Origin of the sequence: Micromonospora sp. NPDC050686 (assembly GCF_040654475.1) — a bacterium.
GTDB lineage: Bacteria > Actinomycetota > Actinomycetes > Mycobacteriales > Micromonosporaceae > Micromonospora.
The window spans coordinates 1-17,701 of record NZ_JBFAID010000083.1; the positions used below are offsets into that span (position 1 = coordinate 1).

Annotated in this window: 16 protein-coding genes; 5 read left to right on the forward strand and 11 right to left on the reverse strand. The window is 71.0% G+C overall.

Annotation, left to right across the window (positions count from 1 at the left end):
* Positions 1–282: 282 nt before the first annotated feature.
* The 11 genes from AB0H57_RS30820 to AB0H57_RS30870 all read right to left on the reverse strand — a co-directional run bounded on the left by AB0H57_RS30820 (position 283) and on the right by AB0H57_RS30870 (position 13,433).
* Positions 283–1,377, reverse strand: a complete 1,095-nt coding sequence (locus AB0H57_RS30820) for a C40 family peptidase (protein ID WP_357512187.1) — start codon at positions 1,375–1,377, stop codon at positions 283–285.
* 243 nt (positions 1,378–1,620) lie between these two features.
* A complete protein-coding gene (locus AB0H57_RS30825; RefSeq protein ID WP_357512188.1) occupies positions 1,621–2,253 on the reverse strand; it encodes a helix-turn-helix domain-containing protein in 633 nt (210 codons plus the stop codon).
* A gap of 191 nt (positions 2,254–2,444) precedes the next feature.
* Complete coding sequence (locus AB0H57_RS30830; RefSeq protein ID WP_357512189.1) at positions 2,445–2,792, reverse strand: hypothetical protein; 348 nt, start codon at positions 2,790–2,792, stop codon at positions 2,445–2,447.
* Positions 2,793–2,936: 144 nt separating this feature from the next.
* Positions 2,937–3,926, reverse strand: a complete 990-nt coding sequence (locus AB0H57_RS30835) for a DUF932 domain-containing protein (RefSeq protein ID WP_357512190.1) — start codon at positions 3,924–3,926, stop codon at positions 2,937–2,939.
* A gap of 77 nt (positions 3,927–4,003) precedes the next feature.
* Positions 4,004–5,230, reverse strand: a complete 1,227-nt coding sequence (locus AB0H57_RS30840; protein WP_357512191.1) for a MarR family transcriptional regulator — start codon at positions 5,228–5,230, stop codon at positions 4,004–4,006.
* 251 nt (positions 5,231–5,481) lie between these two features.
* Positions 5,482–6,210: a hypothetical protein gene (locus AB0H57_RS30845; RefSeq protein ID WP_357512192.1), complete on the reverse strand. Its 729-nt coding sequence runs from the start codon at positions 6,208–6,210 to the stop codon at positions 5,482–5,484.
* Positions 6,211–6,300: 90 nt separating this feature from the next.
* Complete coding sequence (locus AB0H57_RS30850; protein ID WP_357512193.1) at positions 6,301–6,981, reverse strand: hypothetical protein; 681 nt, start codon at positions 6,979–6,981, stop codon at positions 6,301–6,303.
* 301 nt (positions 6,982–7,282) lie between these two features.
* Positions 7,283–8,134 (reverse strand): replication-relaxation family protein, encoded by an 852-nt coding sequence (locus AB0H57_RS30855; RefSeq protein ID WP_357512194.1) that lies wholly within the window; start codon positions 8,132–8,134, stop codon positions 7,283–7,285.
* 201 nt (positions 8,135–8,335) lie between these two features.
* Positions 8,336–10,792, reverse strand: coding sequence for a type IV secretion system DNA-binding domain-containing protein (locus AB0H57_RS30860; RefSeq protein WP_357512195.1), 2,457 nt, complete (start codon positions 10,790–10,792; stop codon positions 8,336–8,338).
* The gene (locus tag AB0H57_RS30865; protein WP_357512196.1) at positions 10,789–12,534 is read right to left on the reverse strand and encodes a DUF87 domain-containing protein; all 1,746 of its coding nucleotides are present in this window, start codon (positions 12,532–12,534) and stop codon (positions 10,789–10,791) included. The genes AB0H57_RS30860 and AB0H57_RS30865 overlap by 4 nt, the downstream gene beginning before the upstream one ends.
* The gene (locus tag AB0H57_RS30870) at positions 12,531–13,433 is read right to left on the reverse strand and encodes a PrgI family protein (RefSeq protein ID WP_357512197.1); all 903 of its coding nucleotides are present in this window, start codon (positions 13,431–13,433) and stop codon (positions 12,531–12,533) included. The genes AB0H57_RS30865 and AB0H57_RS30870 overlap by 4 nt, the downstream gene beginning before the upstream one ends.
* Before the next feature lie 2 nt (positions 13,434–13,435).
* On the opposite strand from AB0H57_RS30870, the gene AB0H57_RS30875 reads away from it, so the two are divergent.
* The 5 genes from AB0H57_RS30875 to AB0H57_RS30895 are packed head-to-tail and all read left to right on the forward strand — an operon-like array spanning position 13,436 to position 17,372.
* Positions 13,436–14,077 (forward strand): helix-turn-helix domain-containing protein, encoded by a 642-nt coding sequence (locus tag AB0H57_RS30875; protein ID WP_357512198.1) that lies wholly within the window; start codon positions 13,436–13,438, stop codon positions 14,075–14,077.
* A 20-nt stretch (positions 14,078–14,097) separates the two neighbouring features.
* Entirely contained in the window at positions 14,098–14,697 is a 600-nt protein-coding gene (locus AB0H57_RS30880) for a helix-turn-helix domain-containing protein (protein WP_357512199.1), read from the forward strand.
* On the forward strand, positions 14,697–15,434 hold the full coding sequence (locus AB0H57_RS30885; protein ID WP_357512200.1) for a phenylalanine--tRNA ligase beta subunit-related protein: 738 nt from the start codon (positions 14,697–14,699) through the stop codon (positions 15,432–15,434). Before AB0H57_RS30880 ends, AB0H57_RS30885 begins: the two co-directional genes overlap by 1 nt.
* Before the next feature lies 1 nt (position 15,435).
* Complete coding sequence (locus tag AB0H57_RS30890; RefSeq protein ID WP_357512201.1) at positions 15,436–16,101, forward strand: FMN-binding negative transcriptional regulator; 666 nt, start codon at positions 15,436–15,438, stop codon at positions 16,099–16,101.
* Positions 16,098–17,372, forward strand: coding sequence for an aminotransferase class I/II-fold pyridoxal phosphate-dependent enzyme (locus tag AB0H57_RS30895; RefSeq protein WP_357512202.1), 1,275 nt, complete (start codon positions 16,098–16,100; stop codon positions 17,370–17,372). The genes AB0H57_RS30890 and AB0H57_RS30895 overlap by 4 nt, the downstream gene beginning before the upstream one ends.
* Positions 17,373–17,701 lie beyond the last annotated feature (329 nt).

Below are 17,701 nucleotides of genomic sequence, written 5' to 3' on the forward strand. Positions count from 1 at the left end.
CCCGCTACGACAAGTTGGCCGTCCGGTTCCAGGCCGTCCTGACCATCACCATCATCTGCGAGTGGCTCTGACCCGCTTATGAAACACGCCTTAGGCCGTCTGTCGATCATGCCGGTGCGAGACGGAGTCCAGGCGGAGGTCCGGCAAGGCGGAGGTTCGTCCGGATACCGGTGTTGTATCCGGACGAACCTCCAACGCCGTCGGTCGCCGGCTGGGCCCGCCGCAGCCAGGTGATGATCGGCAGGCCAGGGCCTAGGAGGGATCGGCCGTGCTCGGTGGGCGTCATCGGACGGTGGGGCCGGACTTGGTGAGCAAGGGTTTGCCAATGTCAGCTTCGAGCTTGGCGATCTGGTTGGTGCCCGCTACGGGGATACGGCGAATTGCCGCGATCTGGTGGAGCCAACCGCTCAACCGGGTGATCTTGACGACGTCGCCGGTCTTCGGGGCATGGATGATGAGCCCGTCGCCGAGATACATGCCGACGTGGCGCGGGTTGGTCATGGTGCCGCGGCTGCCGGGAATGAAGATGAGGTCGCCCGGCAGCAGGAATGCCAGATCGTTCACGCGCTGCCCGGCTCTGACCTGATCGGTGGTGACGCGGGGGAGAGCGATGCCAGCCGCCCGGTACGACGCCTGCATCAGCGACGAGCAGTCGCATTGCGTGTCGGGGTCGCCGGAGTGCGGGTCCGTGCACGAGCCACCGAAGTGGTAGGGCGTGCCGAGCTGGTTCACGGCCCAGGAGATGGCGGTGGTGACAGCGGGCGGGGTGTTGGCGGGCAACGCGAACCCGGCCGGGAGGGCGGTCAGCGCCTCGGTGGCGCAGTCGCCGAGGGTGCTGGTCAGCTGTTCCACGAGGTGCAGAGCGTCGTTGGTCCACTTGGCGTACGCGTCGGGGAAGGCGGAGACCTGGACGGCCTGGGCGGCTTGGGTGAGCGGCATCGACTCCCAGCCGGGCACGGTCAGGAGCTTGTCGAAGAACTTCCGGGCTTGGTGGGCGGGCTCGGACAGTTGCGCGACGGCGCCCCAGCCCTGGCTGGGCCGCTGCTGGAACACCCCCATGGAGTCATGGTCGTTGCGGTTGCCGAGGTGCGGCAGGTTGCGTAGGCCGGATTCCTGCATGGCGGTGGCGACGGCGACGACCCAACCCCAACGGGGTACGCCCTTGGCGACGCCGACGTCGATGATGGCCCCGGCGATCTGCAGCTGTTCGGCGTCCCAGCTGCCGGCGCCGGGTGGCTGCCCGGCCGTTCCGGCGACGGGTGCGGCGGTGCCGCATCCGCCGGGTCCGCCGCCCTGGACCGCCGACAGCAGCAGCATGGGCAGGCCGAGACAGGCGACGATGACGACGGCGACGACGCCGATGGTGGCCTTGGTCATGGCGGTTTCCCTTCCGTGTCAACAAAAAATGGCCGGCCTGCGCGCGGAGGCGCACGACCGGCACGAGCTCGGGTTGACCAGCTCGTTGCGGATGGTGTCGATCAGGTCGAGGAGGCGGAGATGTTGAGCAGTGCCGTTGGTGTTGGGTCGGCCTGCGGATCAGTCAACCCCCGAGCGATGGCGGAAGAGTGAGCACCGAGACAAGGCCAGCGAGGTGAGCGAGGCGTCGGCCGGGGGTGTCGATCACGGTGCACCCGCGATCGCCTCACTGCGGCAGGGGCCGCAGTTGGTGGCGGGCGATCCGCGGTGCTTCGGACACTGCCCGGGGCGGGGGCCGGTGGTGGGCGCAGCGCCGCCCGGAAGGGGGCGGCTGCGCAGGGACGGTTCTGGATGGTTCAAGGACGGTTTGTAGGAAGCAGGCTTCCGGTCGCTGCGGAAGCCTGCTTCCGGTCGTTCGGCGGTGTGCTTCCGCCCGGCTGGTACCGGGCGGAAGTCTGCTTCCGCCCGGTTATCCACAGGCTCGGGTACCTCGGTCGGTCGACCGGGCTGCGGTTCGGCGAACGCCTCGAGCGAGCCGGGAACGGTGCGGCGACGTTCGATCGCGAGATCCCAGACGACGGGGCGGCGGTCGGTCGGCAGGTGCGCGACGTGCCGTTGGTCGCCGCGACGGATGATGCCGCGCCGTTGCAGGGTGGCAAGGTCGGAGCGGACCGCTCGGGTCGATTTGCGGGAGTAGTGGGCGAGGCGTTCCTGGGACGGGTAGGCGGCTCGGCCGTTGGCGTCGGCGTGGTCGGCCAGACCAATCAGCACGGCCAGGCAGGAGGAGGGTATGTCGGGCGCGTCGTTGAGCGCCCAGGTCAGGGCTTCTACGCTCACGGTGGGCGGACCTCCGGTGTCCGTCAGGGGCCTGGAGATCCTGTTGGTGCACCTGCCGGGCCCAGTCGTGTAGGCACCTGCTCAGGTGCACTGGTGGGTGTCAGGGGCGCCGTCGCGATCAGCGCCTCAGCGGTTTTGTTGGGGGAACATTCACGGGCGCACGTGGAACCGCTGGGGCGCGCGTGGGCCGGTCATTGGCTGTCCCTGTTTTCGGTGAGGTGGGTGTAGATCGCGACGCAGCGGCGGATCAGTTCGTGCGAGGGCAGGGTCAGCAGCCGCTGCTGCTTGTCGTCGCGGAGCCGGTCCCAGATCCCGACCGTGACGCTGGCCGACCACAGGTCCGCAGAAACCGGGTCGATTGTGGCGTGCTGCCGGTGGGCGACGATCCGCCGTAGGGTGTCGATGAGCGTGGCGTCGCCGGGCGGGTGGTGGGCGTCGTCGGGCCGGGCGGCGTCGGACAGCAGGTTGTGGCAGTCCTCGCAGGTTTGCTCGATGCCCGTGTTCCACCTGTGGACGTTGGCGGCGGGTGGGCCGCACACCGACTGCCGCGGGTCGGCGGGGGTGGCGGCTTATCGGCTGGCCGTCGCGTCTGGTCGGCGCCTCGCCGGGTGCCATGGGCGTTCCTTCCATGGGAGGGGTCGGGGCGGGGGCACCTGCCCGCCGCCCCGGCCGAGGAATTCCGGTTAGACCTTCAGCAGGTCGAAGGCGGCCACCTTCAGGTCGCCGACGTTGCCGGTGACGACCCGGTTGGCGCGGACGATGGCGTTCTTGGCGGGCTGGTAATGGTCGAGGTATTCGGTGATGGCCTGGTATCCGGCCCATCGGCTGCCGGCGATGGCTTTCTGGGTGTCGGCCTCACGGATCAGGTACTTGAGGGTGCCGAGGCGCTGCTTGGCGTTGTTCTTCGTCTGTTCGGAGGCGTTGTCTTTGACCGGCCACACCTGCGCGACGACGTTCTCGAACTCGCGGATGGTCAGGTCGGCGTGCAGCATCCGCTCGGCGGCTTTCTCGAATGTCTCCAGGTACGTCCACATCAGCCCGAGTGCCTCGCGGGCTTGGCTGATTTGGGAGTTGACGTTGGAGGTGTGCCGGAAGGTGTAGTGGCCGACTGCCTGCCGGAACGCGGCGCGTTGCGTATTCGCGCAGACAATTCGGATGGGGCTGGCGTCGACGCGTAGCGCGGCGGTGCCGTCGTGGGAGGTTGTGCCGATGAGGTAGAGGTCCAGCCGGTCGACGCCGGCGATCTCCATCGCGTCGGGCAGTTTCATCGTGACGAACACGCTTCTGCCGCGGCGTAGGCTTCCTGCGGTTTCGAAGTGGGCGCCGCCGACCTGGTCGACGAGCCGGTCCAGCATTTCGGCGCACTGCTCGTTCTGCACCACGGTGTAGTCGGTGCCGACGATGCCGAGGTATTCGGTGGCGCCGGTGACGGGGTTGCGGCGTACGGTCATCCGCTTGTCGTCGGCGGGGACCTGTACTTCGGCGCCGTCGACGAGGTCGACGCCGACGGTGCGGATGGTGCGCACACCCCAGTTGCCGAGGCGGGCGGCGGCCATGATCTCTTCGGCTTTCATCGTGTTCTGGGTGACGGTGCCCAGTTGGTGCCAGGCCGACAGGCGGGCGCTGGCGAAGGCGGTCGTTCCGTCGGTGAAGGTTTCGAGTTCGTGTGGCACAGGGTTCTCCTTGTCGGTGTGCGGCGGGGGCCGAACTGCTGGCTCGGCCCCCGCGTCGGGATGGGAAGGGGCGCGGGTCAGGGCTGTTCGGTGCTGACCTCTCCGCCCTGGGTAGTGGCCGTGTCGGCCTCGGTGACGGCGCCGGTGTCGGCCGTCGGGTAGGCGAAGGTCAGGGGCGCGTCGGAGACCAGCCGGATGCGGCCTGCGGCGGCGGCCTTGGTGCAGTTGTTGCGGACCGCTCCCGGGCTGACCGTGCGGCCGAGTTGCTCGCCGATCATGGTGGCGATGTCCTGCGGGGTCATCTGCTTGCCGATGTTGGCGGCCAGGACGTCGAGGGTGAGTCTCTCCAGTTCGCCGCGGGCGAACGGCCGGCTGCCGTCGGCGTTGCCGGTCCCGTCACCGCTTCCGATGGGTGGGGTGGTGCGGGTGGGCAGGGTGACGACGTGGGTGTGGCCGTCGGGGTCGACGATGTGCAGCGTGCCGTCCGGGCGGGTGAGCGCCAGGACCTGCGCCGCGGCGTCCGGCGTCGCGGGCAGGCCGCGGCTGGTGTGGTGGCACAGCGGGCAGCGGGACGGTGCCGGGTCCGGGTCGACCTCGCTGGCCCTGGTCGGGCCCGGAACCCATCTCTGCGGTAGGCCGGGGAGCCGGCGGGCGGCGTCGGCTTGCTCCATCGCGGTCAGCAGCCGGGAGGCGACCTGGGGGCGGATGCCGCTCTCGGCGACGATCACGTCGAGGGGCACGCCGGCGTCGCCGTGGTCGGCCAGGACGCCTTTGATGGCCATGACCTTGCGGTCACCGGGACGCGCGGGCGCCACGGTGACCGTCTGGCTCTCGCCGTCCTCGCGGGTGTGCCCATCGCGGTCGGCGATGGCGTGCCGGTCGGTCGTCTCGTCCACACCGTCGCTGGCATGGGCGCCCCGGCCGGTGGTGTCGTCGGCGTCGGTGTGGTTGTCGTCGACCCCGCCGAGCTGGCCGGTCCTGCGGGCGCCCGGCGCGTCGGTCGCGTTGTCCGGGTCGTCGAGGGTGGTGTCGTGCCCTTCGGCCTCGCCGCCGTCACCGGCGGCGGTGTCGTCCGGGGCGGTGTCGGCCGTGGCTGCCAGCACCCACCGGGTGGGCCCGTCATCGTCGGACTCGAGGTCCACGGCGACGATCACCCTGGCGTCGGCCAAGGTCTTGATGGCCTTGTCGGTGGTCGAGCGGGCCTTGCCGGAGGTGTCGGCCAGCTCGTGCGCAGTGCCCTGGCCGAGTTCGGTCAACGCGTTGAGGACGGCTTGGGTGGCTGGTGTCAGGGACAACTGATCCATCGGTTCCCTTTCTGAGGTGGGTGGGGAAAGCCCGGCACGGTGTGGTGCCGGGTCCTACGTGCGCCGGGTCGCGGCCAGCGCGGCGGGGCGCACCCGGCGCCGCCGGGTGGCATGCCGCCTGGGGGCGGTCCGGTGGTCGGTGATGCCTGCGGGCTGGCGGCCGTCGGCGGTTCAGGTCGACTGCGTGTCGGTGGGGGAGAGGCGCCGCTCTCCGCTGGTCACCGCGGCGCCGGGGCGGGGGTCGAGGCGGTCTAGCTGGCGAGGTGGGCGAGTTCGGCGGGGGTGAGCTGGTCGGGGGTGCGGTTGCGCCAGGCGGCGGAGTGGCGCAGGTGCCACCAGCGCAGCAGTGACCGGCAGGCCGAGGCGAGGTCGTCACACTCGGGTAGCCGGTAGGCGATGCCGGGTTGGGTGTGGCGGTGCTGCGGGTCGGTGTAGGCGGTGGGCGTCCAGAGGTGCCCTTCGGTGACGTCGCCGACGACCCGGTCGGGGTAGGGGATGTCGACGGCGGTGGCGGCCTCGGCGTCGGGTGACACCAGCCAGGTGTGCGGCTCGTGCTGCCGCAGGACAGCCACCCCTCGGGACGGGTCGCCGGGTTGCAGGAGCAGGTGGCGTTGGGTGCGGTCGCCGAGAGTGCGGTGGTTGCGCCAGGCGTGGTAGGTGGTGACGAGTGTGGCGCCGAGGTGGAGGTGGCGTTCGCGGGCGGTGAGTGCGTCGGTGAGGGCCTGCTGGTAGGCGGTGAGATCCAGGTCGGCGCGGGCGGCGACCTGGTGGCGGGCCGTGTCGGCGAGGTCGGCCACCCGGGTGAGGGTTTGGTCGAGGGTGATGCTGCTGTCGGTGAATGCGCGGGCGGTGGTGTGCAGGAGGCGGGCGAGGTCGCCGAGCGGGTCGAGGGTGGCGGTGTCGTGGCGCCATAGGTGCTCGGGCAGGACGTCGTTGGTGTCGGCGGCGATGCGTCGCAGCGCCGGATCGGTCAGGAACACGGGTTCTCCTTTCGGGTTCGGCTGGGGGCATGGCGGTGGCCGGTCGCCGTGGGGCGGCGGCCGGCCATCGGGGTGGTGGGGGTGGGCTGGTCAGGAAATGGCGATGGCGCACAGGTGGGCGGCGGAGCGCAGGCCGCGGATGTAGGCGCAGGCCTCGTTGAGGAAGCGGAGCCGGTCGGCGGCGGAGTCGCTGGCGGGGATGAGCAGCCGGCCGTCGGTGGTGATCAGGGCGTCGCCGATGAGGGCGACCCGCCAGTACAGGCCGACGTAGGTTGCTTCGCCGGCCTGGTAGACGGACAGCTCGTACGGGTCGAAGGAGTGGGCGAGCATCGCCAGGACGCGGGGCTGCTGCTCGAAGCGGCGGCGCGCCTCGGCCAGGCGGACGGTGGTGGGGTCGACGAGGTGTTGGGCGAGGTAGTCCTCCCAGGGGCGGGCGACGGGGGTGGTGGCGTTGATGTGGGTGTGCCAGGCGCGCCAGCGCAGGGTTGCCTCGTGGGCGGCGTTGGCGGCGGTGCCGGTGAGGTCGAGGCGGCTTTTGCGGCCGCCGGCGGCGGTGGTGACCGCGCCGAAGCGGCGGACCGGGTCGAGGAGGTAGTAGCTGAGGAATCGGGTCAGCCAGCCGATGAGTCGGCGGTGGCGGATCCGGTAGCGGCGGGCCGGGGTGCCGTCGGCGTCGAGGAGGTTGTTGACCTTTTCGGAGGCGGTGAACCAGTCGGCGTCGTCGCCGGGGGCGAAGCAGACGGTGACGACGTGGCCGGTTGTTGTGGGCATGGCAGGGTGCTCCCTTCACGGCAGGGTGAGCGCGGGTTCGGTGCGGGATGGTGCGACCGAAGGCGTCTGCGTCGGGAGGCTGCGGCAGGGGCGCGGGATCAGGAGCCGACCGTGAGGGTGGGCTGTTCGTGATCCCGGCGGTGCGGGCAGGTCCCGGGGGAGGGCAGACGGTGGGCGGTGTGAGCAGAAAGATGAAGGTGCACCGTAGCGTCGTGACCTGACAGCACCGGTCCTGTCAGGAACCGCGATCATGGCCGTGAGCTGCGTTGACAGGGCCGGCGGCGGGGCCTGTCAGCCGCTGTCAGAGCATGAAGGTGCCGTTGTCGTAGTTCGGGTTGTCGGCCACGGGTTGGCCGTGGTCGCTGGGCAGGTCGGTGAGCCGGACCCGGGCGGTGCCGTCTGCCGGGAGCCACACGGCTGTGGCGGGGTCGGTGTCGTGGGTGGCGGTGGCGGTGGGGACGTCGCCGGGGTGGCGGCGCAGCATCTGGTGGAGGTGTTCTTCGCGTCGGGTGCTGCCGAGCCAGAACAGCACCGGGTATCGGGGGCCGCCGCGGCGGGCCAGGTGGGTGTAGCGGTCGAGTTTCGCGACCACCCGCGGCAGGGGTTCGCTGCCGGTGTCGGTTTCCAGGAAGAACCCGATCGTGGTGTCGGCGACGCTCCACAGGCCGTGCCCGTCGGCGGTGATCGTGCGGTACTGCTTGGTTGTCAGCGTCTCCGGCCACCACCGGTCCAGCCGCGCCTGCCGGTGGTGGCGGGTGTGTGCGGTGAGCCGGACGAAGAACTCGTTGGTGGTGAGCAGATGGTTCAGGTGCGGGTTGGCCGACAGCCGCTGCACCGTTTGGCGGCTGGTACGCAGGGTGGGTTCGGGCCGGTGGTGGGCGGCGGCCTGGAAGCGGTGCCCGTGGTGGCCGAGCGTCCAGTGCCAGGGTTGGCTGCCGCCGCCGTCGCGGGCGAACCGGAACCGGTCCAGCAGGCCCAGAGCGGCGAGTTCGTTGAGGCGCAGCTGGCAGGTGCGGCGGGCGTGGAACAGCATGCGGTGGATCTGGTCGGTGGTGAGGACCTGATGGTCGTCGAGGAGTTGCAGCAGAAGCCGGTCGCGGCTGGTGATGTGGGGGTAGATGGCCAGCAGGTTGGTCGAACGTGAGCGTGGCATAGGTGTTCCCCCCGGTGGAGAGACAGTCCCGTAGGGAGTCTGGACAGATTGGTCGTGCGTTCGGCGCCGACGCCGGCGCGGTTTGCGCAGGTCAGGGCCCTGACCGGCCGGGTGTGGGAGGCTCGTGTGGGGTCTCGTGTCGCGGACACCGGCAAACGAGCCCCCGGCGCCGCACCCAACCGAGCCCCCGGCGCGGGCAGGTCAGCGTGCCCGGCGCCGCGTCATCGTGGTGCGGGCGAGTTGCTGCATCGGCGGCTCACCGCCGGTGCGGCTGTGCGCGGCGGCGCAGGCCTGCCGGATCGCGGTGGCCTCACCGACGATCGGCGTCGGCGGGTTGGTGGTGAAGGTGAAGGCGGGCAGTTCCCGGTTGCCGACCAGTAGCCGGGCAGCGGCGGTGTACACGTCGAGGTGACCCAGGTCGTGGTCGTCCAGCTCCGGTTTGGTGTGGCGGGACAGTTCCCGGGCGTCGGCCGGGTCGACGGTGAAGAACAGCTTGCTGCGGGCGTTGGCCGACACCGCCGCGGCGACGTCGCGGGGCAGTTGCGCCAGATCCTGGTGCGCCAGGACCAGGCCGAGCCGGAACCCGCGGGCTTCGGCCAGTATGTCGCCGACGCTGCCGGGCAGTGTCAGGAAGTTCTGACACTCGTCCACATACAGGCAGGCATCTCTGCGCTCGTTCTCGGGGATGCCAGCGCGGGCGATGGCGGCCTGCCACACCTGCGCGACGATCAGCGAGCCGAGGATGCGGCTGGTCTCCTCCCCGAGGATGCCCTTGGGTAGCCGGCACAGCAGCACCCCGCCGTCGAGCACCCGGCCCATGTCGAACGACGAGTGGGCGTTACCGATCACCGACTTGACGAAGTCACGTAGCAGGAACGCGCGTAGTCGGGCGAGGACGGGGGCGATGACCTGCCCGCGGAACTGCTCGTTGATGCCGTCGTACCAGAGCCAGAACCCGCCGAGCCCGTCCGGGTCGTCCAGGCCGTGGGTGAACCTGGCTCGGAACTGCTTGTCCTGCAGCAGCGACGGCACCAGGCTCAGGGTCGGCTTGGCGTGGCGCATCAGCGTCAGACAGGCCACCCGCATCGTGTCGTCCATGCGCGGCCCCCACTGACCCTGGAAGATCTTCGCGAAGATCCCGACGAGGTTGTCCACGGCCAGGTGCGGGTCGCCCCGGTCGTCGAGGGGGTTGAAGCAGCCCGGGTTCTCCTGGTCCGGGTCGATGATCACCATCCGGTCGGCGTGGGAGGCGGGGAGCCGGTCGAGGATGTCGGTGATCAGGTCACCGCGCGGGTCGATGACCACCGTCCCGCGGCCGGCTTTGATGTCGCCGAGGATCATGTTCAGCAGCAGCGTGGACTTCCCGACGCCGGTCTTGCCGACCACGTGCACATGCTGGCGGGCATCGGCCACCTGCAGGCCGACGCTGTGCCCGCCGATCTGCGAGCGGCCCAACACCTTCACACCCCGCCCACCGGCCGGCACCTGTACGGGTGCTGGCACGGCTTTGGCGCGGGCCCGGTTCAGGCCCGGCACCGCCACGTCCAGCGGCAGCGCTGCCATGGCGGCGAGTTCCGGCACGGTGGCCAGGAACCCACGCCGCAGCCTGCGCCCCGCCAACGCGGCCACCGGCCGCGGCATCCTCATTCGCCGCAGCCGGTTCGGGCCGGTGTAGGTCGCGGCGGCCGCCGCGAGCATGTGCCGCAGCCCGAGCAGCCGTGCGCGGATCTGCTGCGCCCGCGCGCCGTCCGGTGCCGTCCTACCGGTGTCGGCGGCTACGGCGAACCGCACCGCGATCTCGAAGTGCGGCACCCGCACCGCCTTGTCCACGCTCGCGCGGGCGTCGACGGCGGCCACCGGATCCCGTGCGACCGTCCGCGCCGCCGTCGGCTGGGCCGCGGCACGCGGGCGGGACCCGGGGGTGAACACGTCCAGCAGCCACAGCAGCGGCTCGACTGCCAGCCGCGCCACGCCGGCGAGGGCACGGGCGGCCGGGTCGGGCCGCCCGCGCGGATCGGCGCTGGTGGCGGCGGCTGTCCGGGCGGCCCGCACGCGGCGGGCCGGCGCCGGGCGGGCGAGGACCTGCAGGCACGCGTGCTCGCGGGAGCCGACCTGCGCGCCGGCGGCCAGCAACGCCCGCAGCGAATCGGCGTCATGCTCGGTGCGCAGCGGCAGCATGTCGCTGTGCTGCGGCCAGTGCGCCCCACCGGTCTGCTCACCCACCGACTCGGGGATCGGCGCGGCCGCGGCCTCCACGGTGAGTGTGGCGGCGGGCCACGCCGCGCGCACGGCCGTCTCGACCGCGCCCGCCGGCACGGTGCCCGGAACCCACACCCGGATCGTCAGAGCCCGCCCCGTCCACACGTACTCCCACCCGACGTGTGGGGTGCCGAACAGCCGGCGCCGCCACCCCGACACCGGGGTGAGAACGCCGACGAGGGTGGTCCAGAACGCGGCGGCGGCCTCGGCGGTGACCTCCGGCGGGGCGGCGATCGTCAGCCACCGCGCGCCCGCCGTCAACCGCCGGTGCCGCCACGCCAGCAGCTGATCGTGGGCGACCACCGCCCCGACGAATGCGGCCGCGGCGACGATCACCAGCCACGGCCGGGCGGTGACCCACTGCCACACCTGCGCGGGCCAGACCGGTGAGGTGGTCACTGGGCCTCCCCGATGCCGGTCACGGCGATGCGGTGCTCGGCGGCCGACCCGAGGGCGCGGAACGGGATCCGGGCGCGGCCGGCGACGAGCAGACCCTCGCCGCGCGGCGCCGACAGCAGCAGCCGCGACTCCCCGGCGGTGAGGCTGAACGCCTCGGCCACGGCGTCGATGGACTGGGTGCTCTGGCGCATCAGCACCTGCGTGGCCGCGTTGGACACCACGGCCAGACCGAGGTCGGTTGACAGCACGTCGGCCGCGTCCTGGGTGATCACACACAGCCCAGCCGCGCGTTTGCGGGCCGCCTTCGCCATGCGGAACAAAAAGCGTGCGCCTTCGTGGTCTCTCATCAACAGCCAGGCCTCGTCGACGACGACGAGCTGCCGCCGCCGACGGCCCGCAGGCGGGGTGTCGATGCCGGACCAGATCGCGTCCAGGGCCAGCAGATGTCCGACGGTGCGCAGCTCGTCGGGCAGGTGCCGCAGTGACCACACCACCAGATGACCGCGCCCGGCGGTGGTGGTGGGCCCGTCGAACAGGCCCGCGAAGTTCCCGCTGACCCATGGGGTGAGGCGGGCAGCGAGGTGCCCGGCCGCCGGGTCGGCGTCGGCGGCCAACACGCCGGCCAGGTCGCGCAGCAGCGGCGCGGGCCGGGACCAGGTGGCCGGGTCGCCGTTGATGCCCGCCGCGGCGTAGGTGGCGGTGATGGCCCGGTCGAGGGCAGCGCGCTCGGGCGGCGGAGGTGCCGCGCCGAGCATCACCGAGACCAGCGTGTGCAGGAACAGGCCGCGGCGGGTCAGGGTGTCGGGCCGATGGTCGGCCGGCAGGTCCAGGGGGTTGATCCGCACCTCGGGAACGCCCAACTGCACGACGGTGCCGCCGACGTGCTCGGCCAGGGCCCCGTACTCGTCCTCGGGATCGATGACCGACACAACTGTGCCCTGGTACAGGTTCCGCAGCACCTCCAACTTGACGAAGTAGCTTTTGCCCGCGCCGGAGCGGGCCAGGACTACCGAGTTGTGGTTGTCCTGCGCCCACCGGTTCCACACCAGCACCCCGTTGCTGGTGGTGTTCACCCCGTAGAGCACACCGTCGGGCGCGGCGACGACGCCCGGGGCGGCAGCGGCGAGGTCGGCCGAGGCGAGGGGGAACGCGGCGGCGAGGGCGGTGGTGTCGAGGACGCGACGCACACCGAGGGGATCCACCCCGATCGGCAGCGTCGCCACCCACCCCTGCTGGTGGCGGAAGGTGGCCGGCTGCAGGTCCAGCAGGACACTGGCCGCCGCCGACTTCACCCCCGCGGTGACGGTACGAAGCTCGTCGAGGTCGCGGGCGTGGACCGTCACGTAGATCCCGACGTGGAACAACCTGGCCGCGCCGCGGGCGACCCGCTCGGCGAGGTCGGCGGCGTCGGCCGCCGCGGCCTCGACCATCGGATCGCCCAGCCGACCCTGGTCGGCGTCCAATCGGCGGGAGGATTCGAGGCGGGCGCGTTGGCGTTTGAGCATCGGCGCGGCCAGCGGCGCCGCCACCGGCTCGGCGTGCACGGCCACGTCCACCCGGCCGGGGTAGGACAGCAGCGGATCCAGCCACGCCGGGCCGACCTCGGCCGGGTAGCCGCACACGACGTAGGTGGCGGCGTAGCCGTCGCCGATCTGCGCGTGCCACGGCGTGACCGACACCGCGGCCGGGGACGGCATGCCGTCCCCGGCCGCAACACTCTTCTTGGGTTTCAACAGGTTCATGGTGCGCTCCTGGCGGTGATCGGGGCGCCGGGCACCGCACGCGGGCCGGGCACCGGAGGGGAAAACGGATCGACGGCGGCGGCCAGGGCTGCGGTGACCGCCGGCCCGTCCAGGACGGCGGCCTCCACACCCAGCCCGGACAGGGCCCGCGCGGCGGCCTCGCCGCCGTGCTCGCCGGACACCACCACCAGCACCTGGCGGCGCAACGGATCACGCTCGACGTCAAGATCGAGCAGAAAGTCGGCGTAGTCGCCGGCGGCGGCCTGCAACGCCGGATGCGGCAGCCGCGGCGCATGATCGGCGACCGCCTGCGCATACGGGGTCAGGTCGTGCCGCTGCGCGGCCACCACGATCTGCGCCGGGCCGGTCAGCGAGTTGAGGAACCGGCCGAACCCGTCCAGCAGCGCGCCCTGCTCACCTGCGGTCCGCAGATGAATGTTGGTGGTGCCGCAGGCGATGAGGACCTTGGTCCCGCCCTCACTGGTGAGCACCCCGGTCGGGCTGACCGCCGTCACCGGCGAGCGCAACGGCGCCGGCACGCTCGCTTTGTCAGCCAGCGCGGCGACGGAACTGGCGTGAGCCGTGCCCGGCGTCAGGGTGCGCGGGCTGCGGGCGAGCGTGAACCCGTGCCGCAGCCACACATCCAGCGGTAGTCCGTCACGACGGCCCAGCGCCACGACGACCGCCACAGCGAACACGACCACCCCGGCGACCATCCACGCCACCGCCGGCAGCAGATGCCCGACGGCCCGGTAGAGGCCGAGGCCTGTCAGGCCGGCGCCGCCGATGATGCCCAACTGCCGAAACGTCAACCCGAACGCGATCCGGTCGGGCTCGTTGACGTTCGCGGGAATCCGTGCTCGATACAGCCCGTCAGTCTCGTCGTTTTTCGGACTCATCGGTGATCACTCACCCTTTCGATCCATTGAAGGGGCAGACCTTGCTGGTGCGGTTCACGCAGCGCGTGCGGCGCACGCTGATCGCCGACGTGACCCTGCTGCTGGAACAGGACTCGTACCTGGTGCGCATCGGCGTGCGCTGGCATACCGGCGCCGCTGAGGAATCGTGGTCGAGCGGCGCGGACCGGGCCGCACCCCGCCGCAGGCCCTCGCGATCGTGCGCGAGTACGGGGCCACGCACAGCAATGTGTAGATCGCGAAGATGCTCAACGACGCCGGACTGCGCACTGGGAAAGAACCTGGCCTTTACGCCACGGCATGTCGCCGGGGTGCGCGGCATCTTCCAGATCTTCACCCCGGGCAGGGTGGCCGTGAAGGACGGGGAGATCAGCGTCAAGGAGGCCGCCCGGCTGCTCGGCATCCCCGCCGACGCGGTCTACAACTGGCTGCGCCTGGGTCAGGTACCCGCCAGCACTCGCGCGGGACGCTGGTGCATCCTCTGGGACCCGCAGACTCAGGAGATCTACCGGCAGAAGGTCGCGGGCTCGTTCCGGCTCAAGCCGAAGCCATCGGTGGAGTGCGATGGCTGGCCTCGCTGCCTGTGGCCGGGCCCAACTCACCAGGCACGCGACGCAGTGCATTAGTAGTGCACTATGCTGCACCGGTGGATGAGAGTACCGCCGCCCTCGCGCTGGCGATCGGGCTGCGAGTCAAGCAGGAACGTCACGCGCGGGGCTGGACCCTGGACCGGCTGGCGGAAGCGGCCGGGGTGAGCCGCCGAATGCTGATCAATGTCGAGCAAGGCAGCGCGAATCCGAGCGTCGGGACGCTGCTGAGGATCAGTGACGCACTCGGTGTCGGCTTGCACGCCCTGGTCGAGCCGCCCCAGGCCAAGCCGGTGAAGGTCACCCGCAGCGGCGACGGCGCCATCCTGTGGAGCGGCGAGCACGGAGGACGCGGCGTGCTGGTGGCCGGAACGCAGCCACCGGATGTGGTCGAACTGTGGGACTGGACCCTCCAACCCGGCGACCGGCACGTCAGCGAGGCCCACATGGCGGGGACCAAGGAGCTGCTGCAGGTGCACAACGGCACGATCGCGGTCGTGGTCGCCGGGCAGTCGTTCACCCTCGACGCCGGAGACGCCCTCGCGTTCGGCGGCGACGTCCCGCACTCCTACACCAACGAGAGCATGCTTCCGGCACGGTTCTCCCTGTCGGTGTTCGAGCCGGGCGTCGGAACAATCGCACGATCGGAGACCCGGTGATGTCTGACATCGACCTTGACCACCTCCTCGCCGAGGGCGAGGTCGACGCCCCGGTGTTCGCACTGCGACCGGACTACCGCGTCCTGCTACTGGCAGTCGACGGGCTTGTCCCGGGAGCCAGTGACCAGGCCAGCGACACGCTCCTACAGGCAGCCGAGCAGGCAGCCAGGCAGTCGCTGGACGAGCAGCCGGTAGAGCAGCTTGCCCATGTGGCGGCCTGGCGGGAGGCGTATCGGGCGTTCGGCGCCAAACCGCAGCGCACCCGCAACAGCCTGGAGGCGCTGCTGCGCCGCGCGGCGACCGGAATGCCACGCGTCAACCGGCTCACCGACGTCTACAACGCGATCTCGGTGCTGCACCAAATCCCGCTCGGCGGAGAAGACCTTTCCCGCTACGCGGGTGCGCCACGGCTGATCCGCGCGACCGGTGCGGAGCCGTTCGACACCATGGCCGACGGTGCCACCGCGATTGAGCACCCCGAGCCCGGCGAGGTCGTGTGGTGCGACAACGCCGGGGTGACCTGCCGCCGCTGGAACTGGCGCCAAGCCCACCGCACCCAGCTGCGCGACGACACCACGACGGCGCTGTTCATCCTCGACGCGCTCGACCCGATCACCGACCAGGCACTGCACACCGCCGCGGACGACCTGACCGGCCACCTCACATGGCTCGGCCCCGACGTCCAGGTCGCCCGCCGCCTCATCACCGCCCCGACGGCGTCCGTTGAAGGAGCCTGACATGTTCATCCAGCCCTGGGATTCCGCCCTCGACCCGGCTGAGTGGCACGACTGGCTCGCCAGCACCGACCGGTTCGGAGTACTCGCGGTCAACAACCTCGACCCCACCCAAGCGCCGATCATGGTGCCCACCCACTTCACCACCATCGGCGACGAGCTGCTGATCCACCTGGCCCGACCTAACCCGGTCTGGCCGCACCTGGAAGCCGCCACCGAGGTGCGCCTGGCGGTGATCGGCGACTACTCCTACATCCCCACCTACTGGCGCACCAAGCCCGGCGACGCCGACGAGAACGGCGTACCGACCAGCTACTACGCCAGCGTGCAGTTCGTCTGCCGCCCCACCATCATCGACGACCCGCAGGGCAAAGCGCAGATCCTCGCCACCCAGCTGGCCGACTTCCAACCCGAAGGCCGCCACGGCAGCACTGCTGTCGACGCCGAACCCTACGGACGCATGCTGCCCGGCATCCGCGGCCTACGACTCGCCGTGCAGCACGTCGACGCGAAATTCAAATACGACGACCACAAACCGGTCGAGCACCGCGAACGCGTCACCGACCACCTCGAGGCACGCAGGCACGGCCTCGACGCCGGTGCCGCTGTCCAGCAACGCCGCCGCCTGGCCGCGATCGGCGACTGGCAGACCCACCGCGACCAGTCATGAACGGCTCGGACCTCGCACCCGGCCGGCGTCCGGACAGGCACGACCACGCGACGCTGGACAACGATTCGTGGGCCGTGCACGGCGGCAACCGCCCCGACACCTCGACCGGTGCCATCCGCACTCCGATCGTCATGGCGAACTCCTACCAGCTGCCACCTGACCCGACGAGCCTCAACGACGCCGACCCCGACACGCTCGTCTACACCCGTGAGTCGGGCGCGAACCAGCTCGGCCTGCAAGCGAAACTGGCCGCGATGGAGCACGGGCAGGCAGCCGCGGTCTTCGCCACCGGCATGGCCGCGTTGCACGCCGTATTCTTCACCCTGCTCAACCCCGGCGATCACGTCATCGTCTCCAACGTCGTCTACGGGCGCGTCTTCGGACTGTTCGATTCCCTGCTGCCTGCCAAGCTCGGCATCGCCGTCGACTTCGTCGACATCACCGACCTCGACGCCGTACGCGCAGCCGTGCGCGACAACACCAGGCTCATCCACACCGAAGCCATCGCCAACCCCGACCTGCGCGTCGCCGACATCGCCGCACTCGCGCAGATCGCCCACAGCAGCGGGACGCGGCTGACCGTCGACTCGACCTTCACCCCACCACCGATGCTGCGGCCCCTCGACCACGGCGCCGACCTCGTCATCCACTCCCTGACCAAATACATCAACGGTCACGGCGACGCGATGGGCGGCGCTGTCATCGGCAACCGCGACCACATCGACGAGATCAAGACCGGGGCGATGCACCACATCGGCGGCGCCATCACCCCGTTCAACGCCTGGCTCATCACGCGAGGCTCGGTCACGATGCCACTTCGCCTGCAACGGCACTGTGACAACGCCATGGCCATCGCCGCCTTCCTCGCCGAGGATCCCCGCATCACGCATGTCGCCTACCCCGGCCTGCCCGGCGACCCGCAGCACGCCCGCGCATCCGCCCAGCTCAACGGGGGCTACGGCGGAGTCGTCTCCTTCGCCATCGCCGGCGACCACGAAGACCGGCTGCGATTCGTCAACGACCTACGGCTCATCACCTCCGCCGTCTCGCTCGGCCACGACGAAACACTCATCGCCTACGAGCAATACCCCGAGGCCAGGGCGCTGGCTTTCGCAGCCCCGTTCCGCGAACACGGCCTCATCCGGCTCGCCGTCGGCCTCGAATCAGCCCTCGATCTCATCGCCGACCTCGACGCCGCACTCACCACCGCCTACGGCCCACCAGCGCCAGCCGCCGATCCGCCCAGAACACCACGGCGGACACCCGGCTGAGACAGCCGCATGTCCGCCGAGCGTACGTGCGGCCCTCGCGCCGAATGCTGCAGATCCCCAACGCTCGTTGAGAACTTCGTCAGCCGGTCACACCGCGCCAACCGCGCGACGAATCCGAAAAGCAACCGCGGAGAGGCAGTATCAAACGCCCCTCGGGACGGTGGCCCGCGGCGCCACGCCGTCGGTGCTCATCGGCCGCCTCCCGCCGCCCGGGCGAGCCGACCCAACGGCATGCGGCGGGTGACGCCCTGCACGAACACCGCGCGTAGCAGCAGACCCGCGGGGTTCGCCGAGCCGGTGCTGGTGTAGCGGCGCAGCATCCCCGGGAT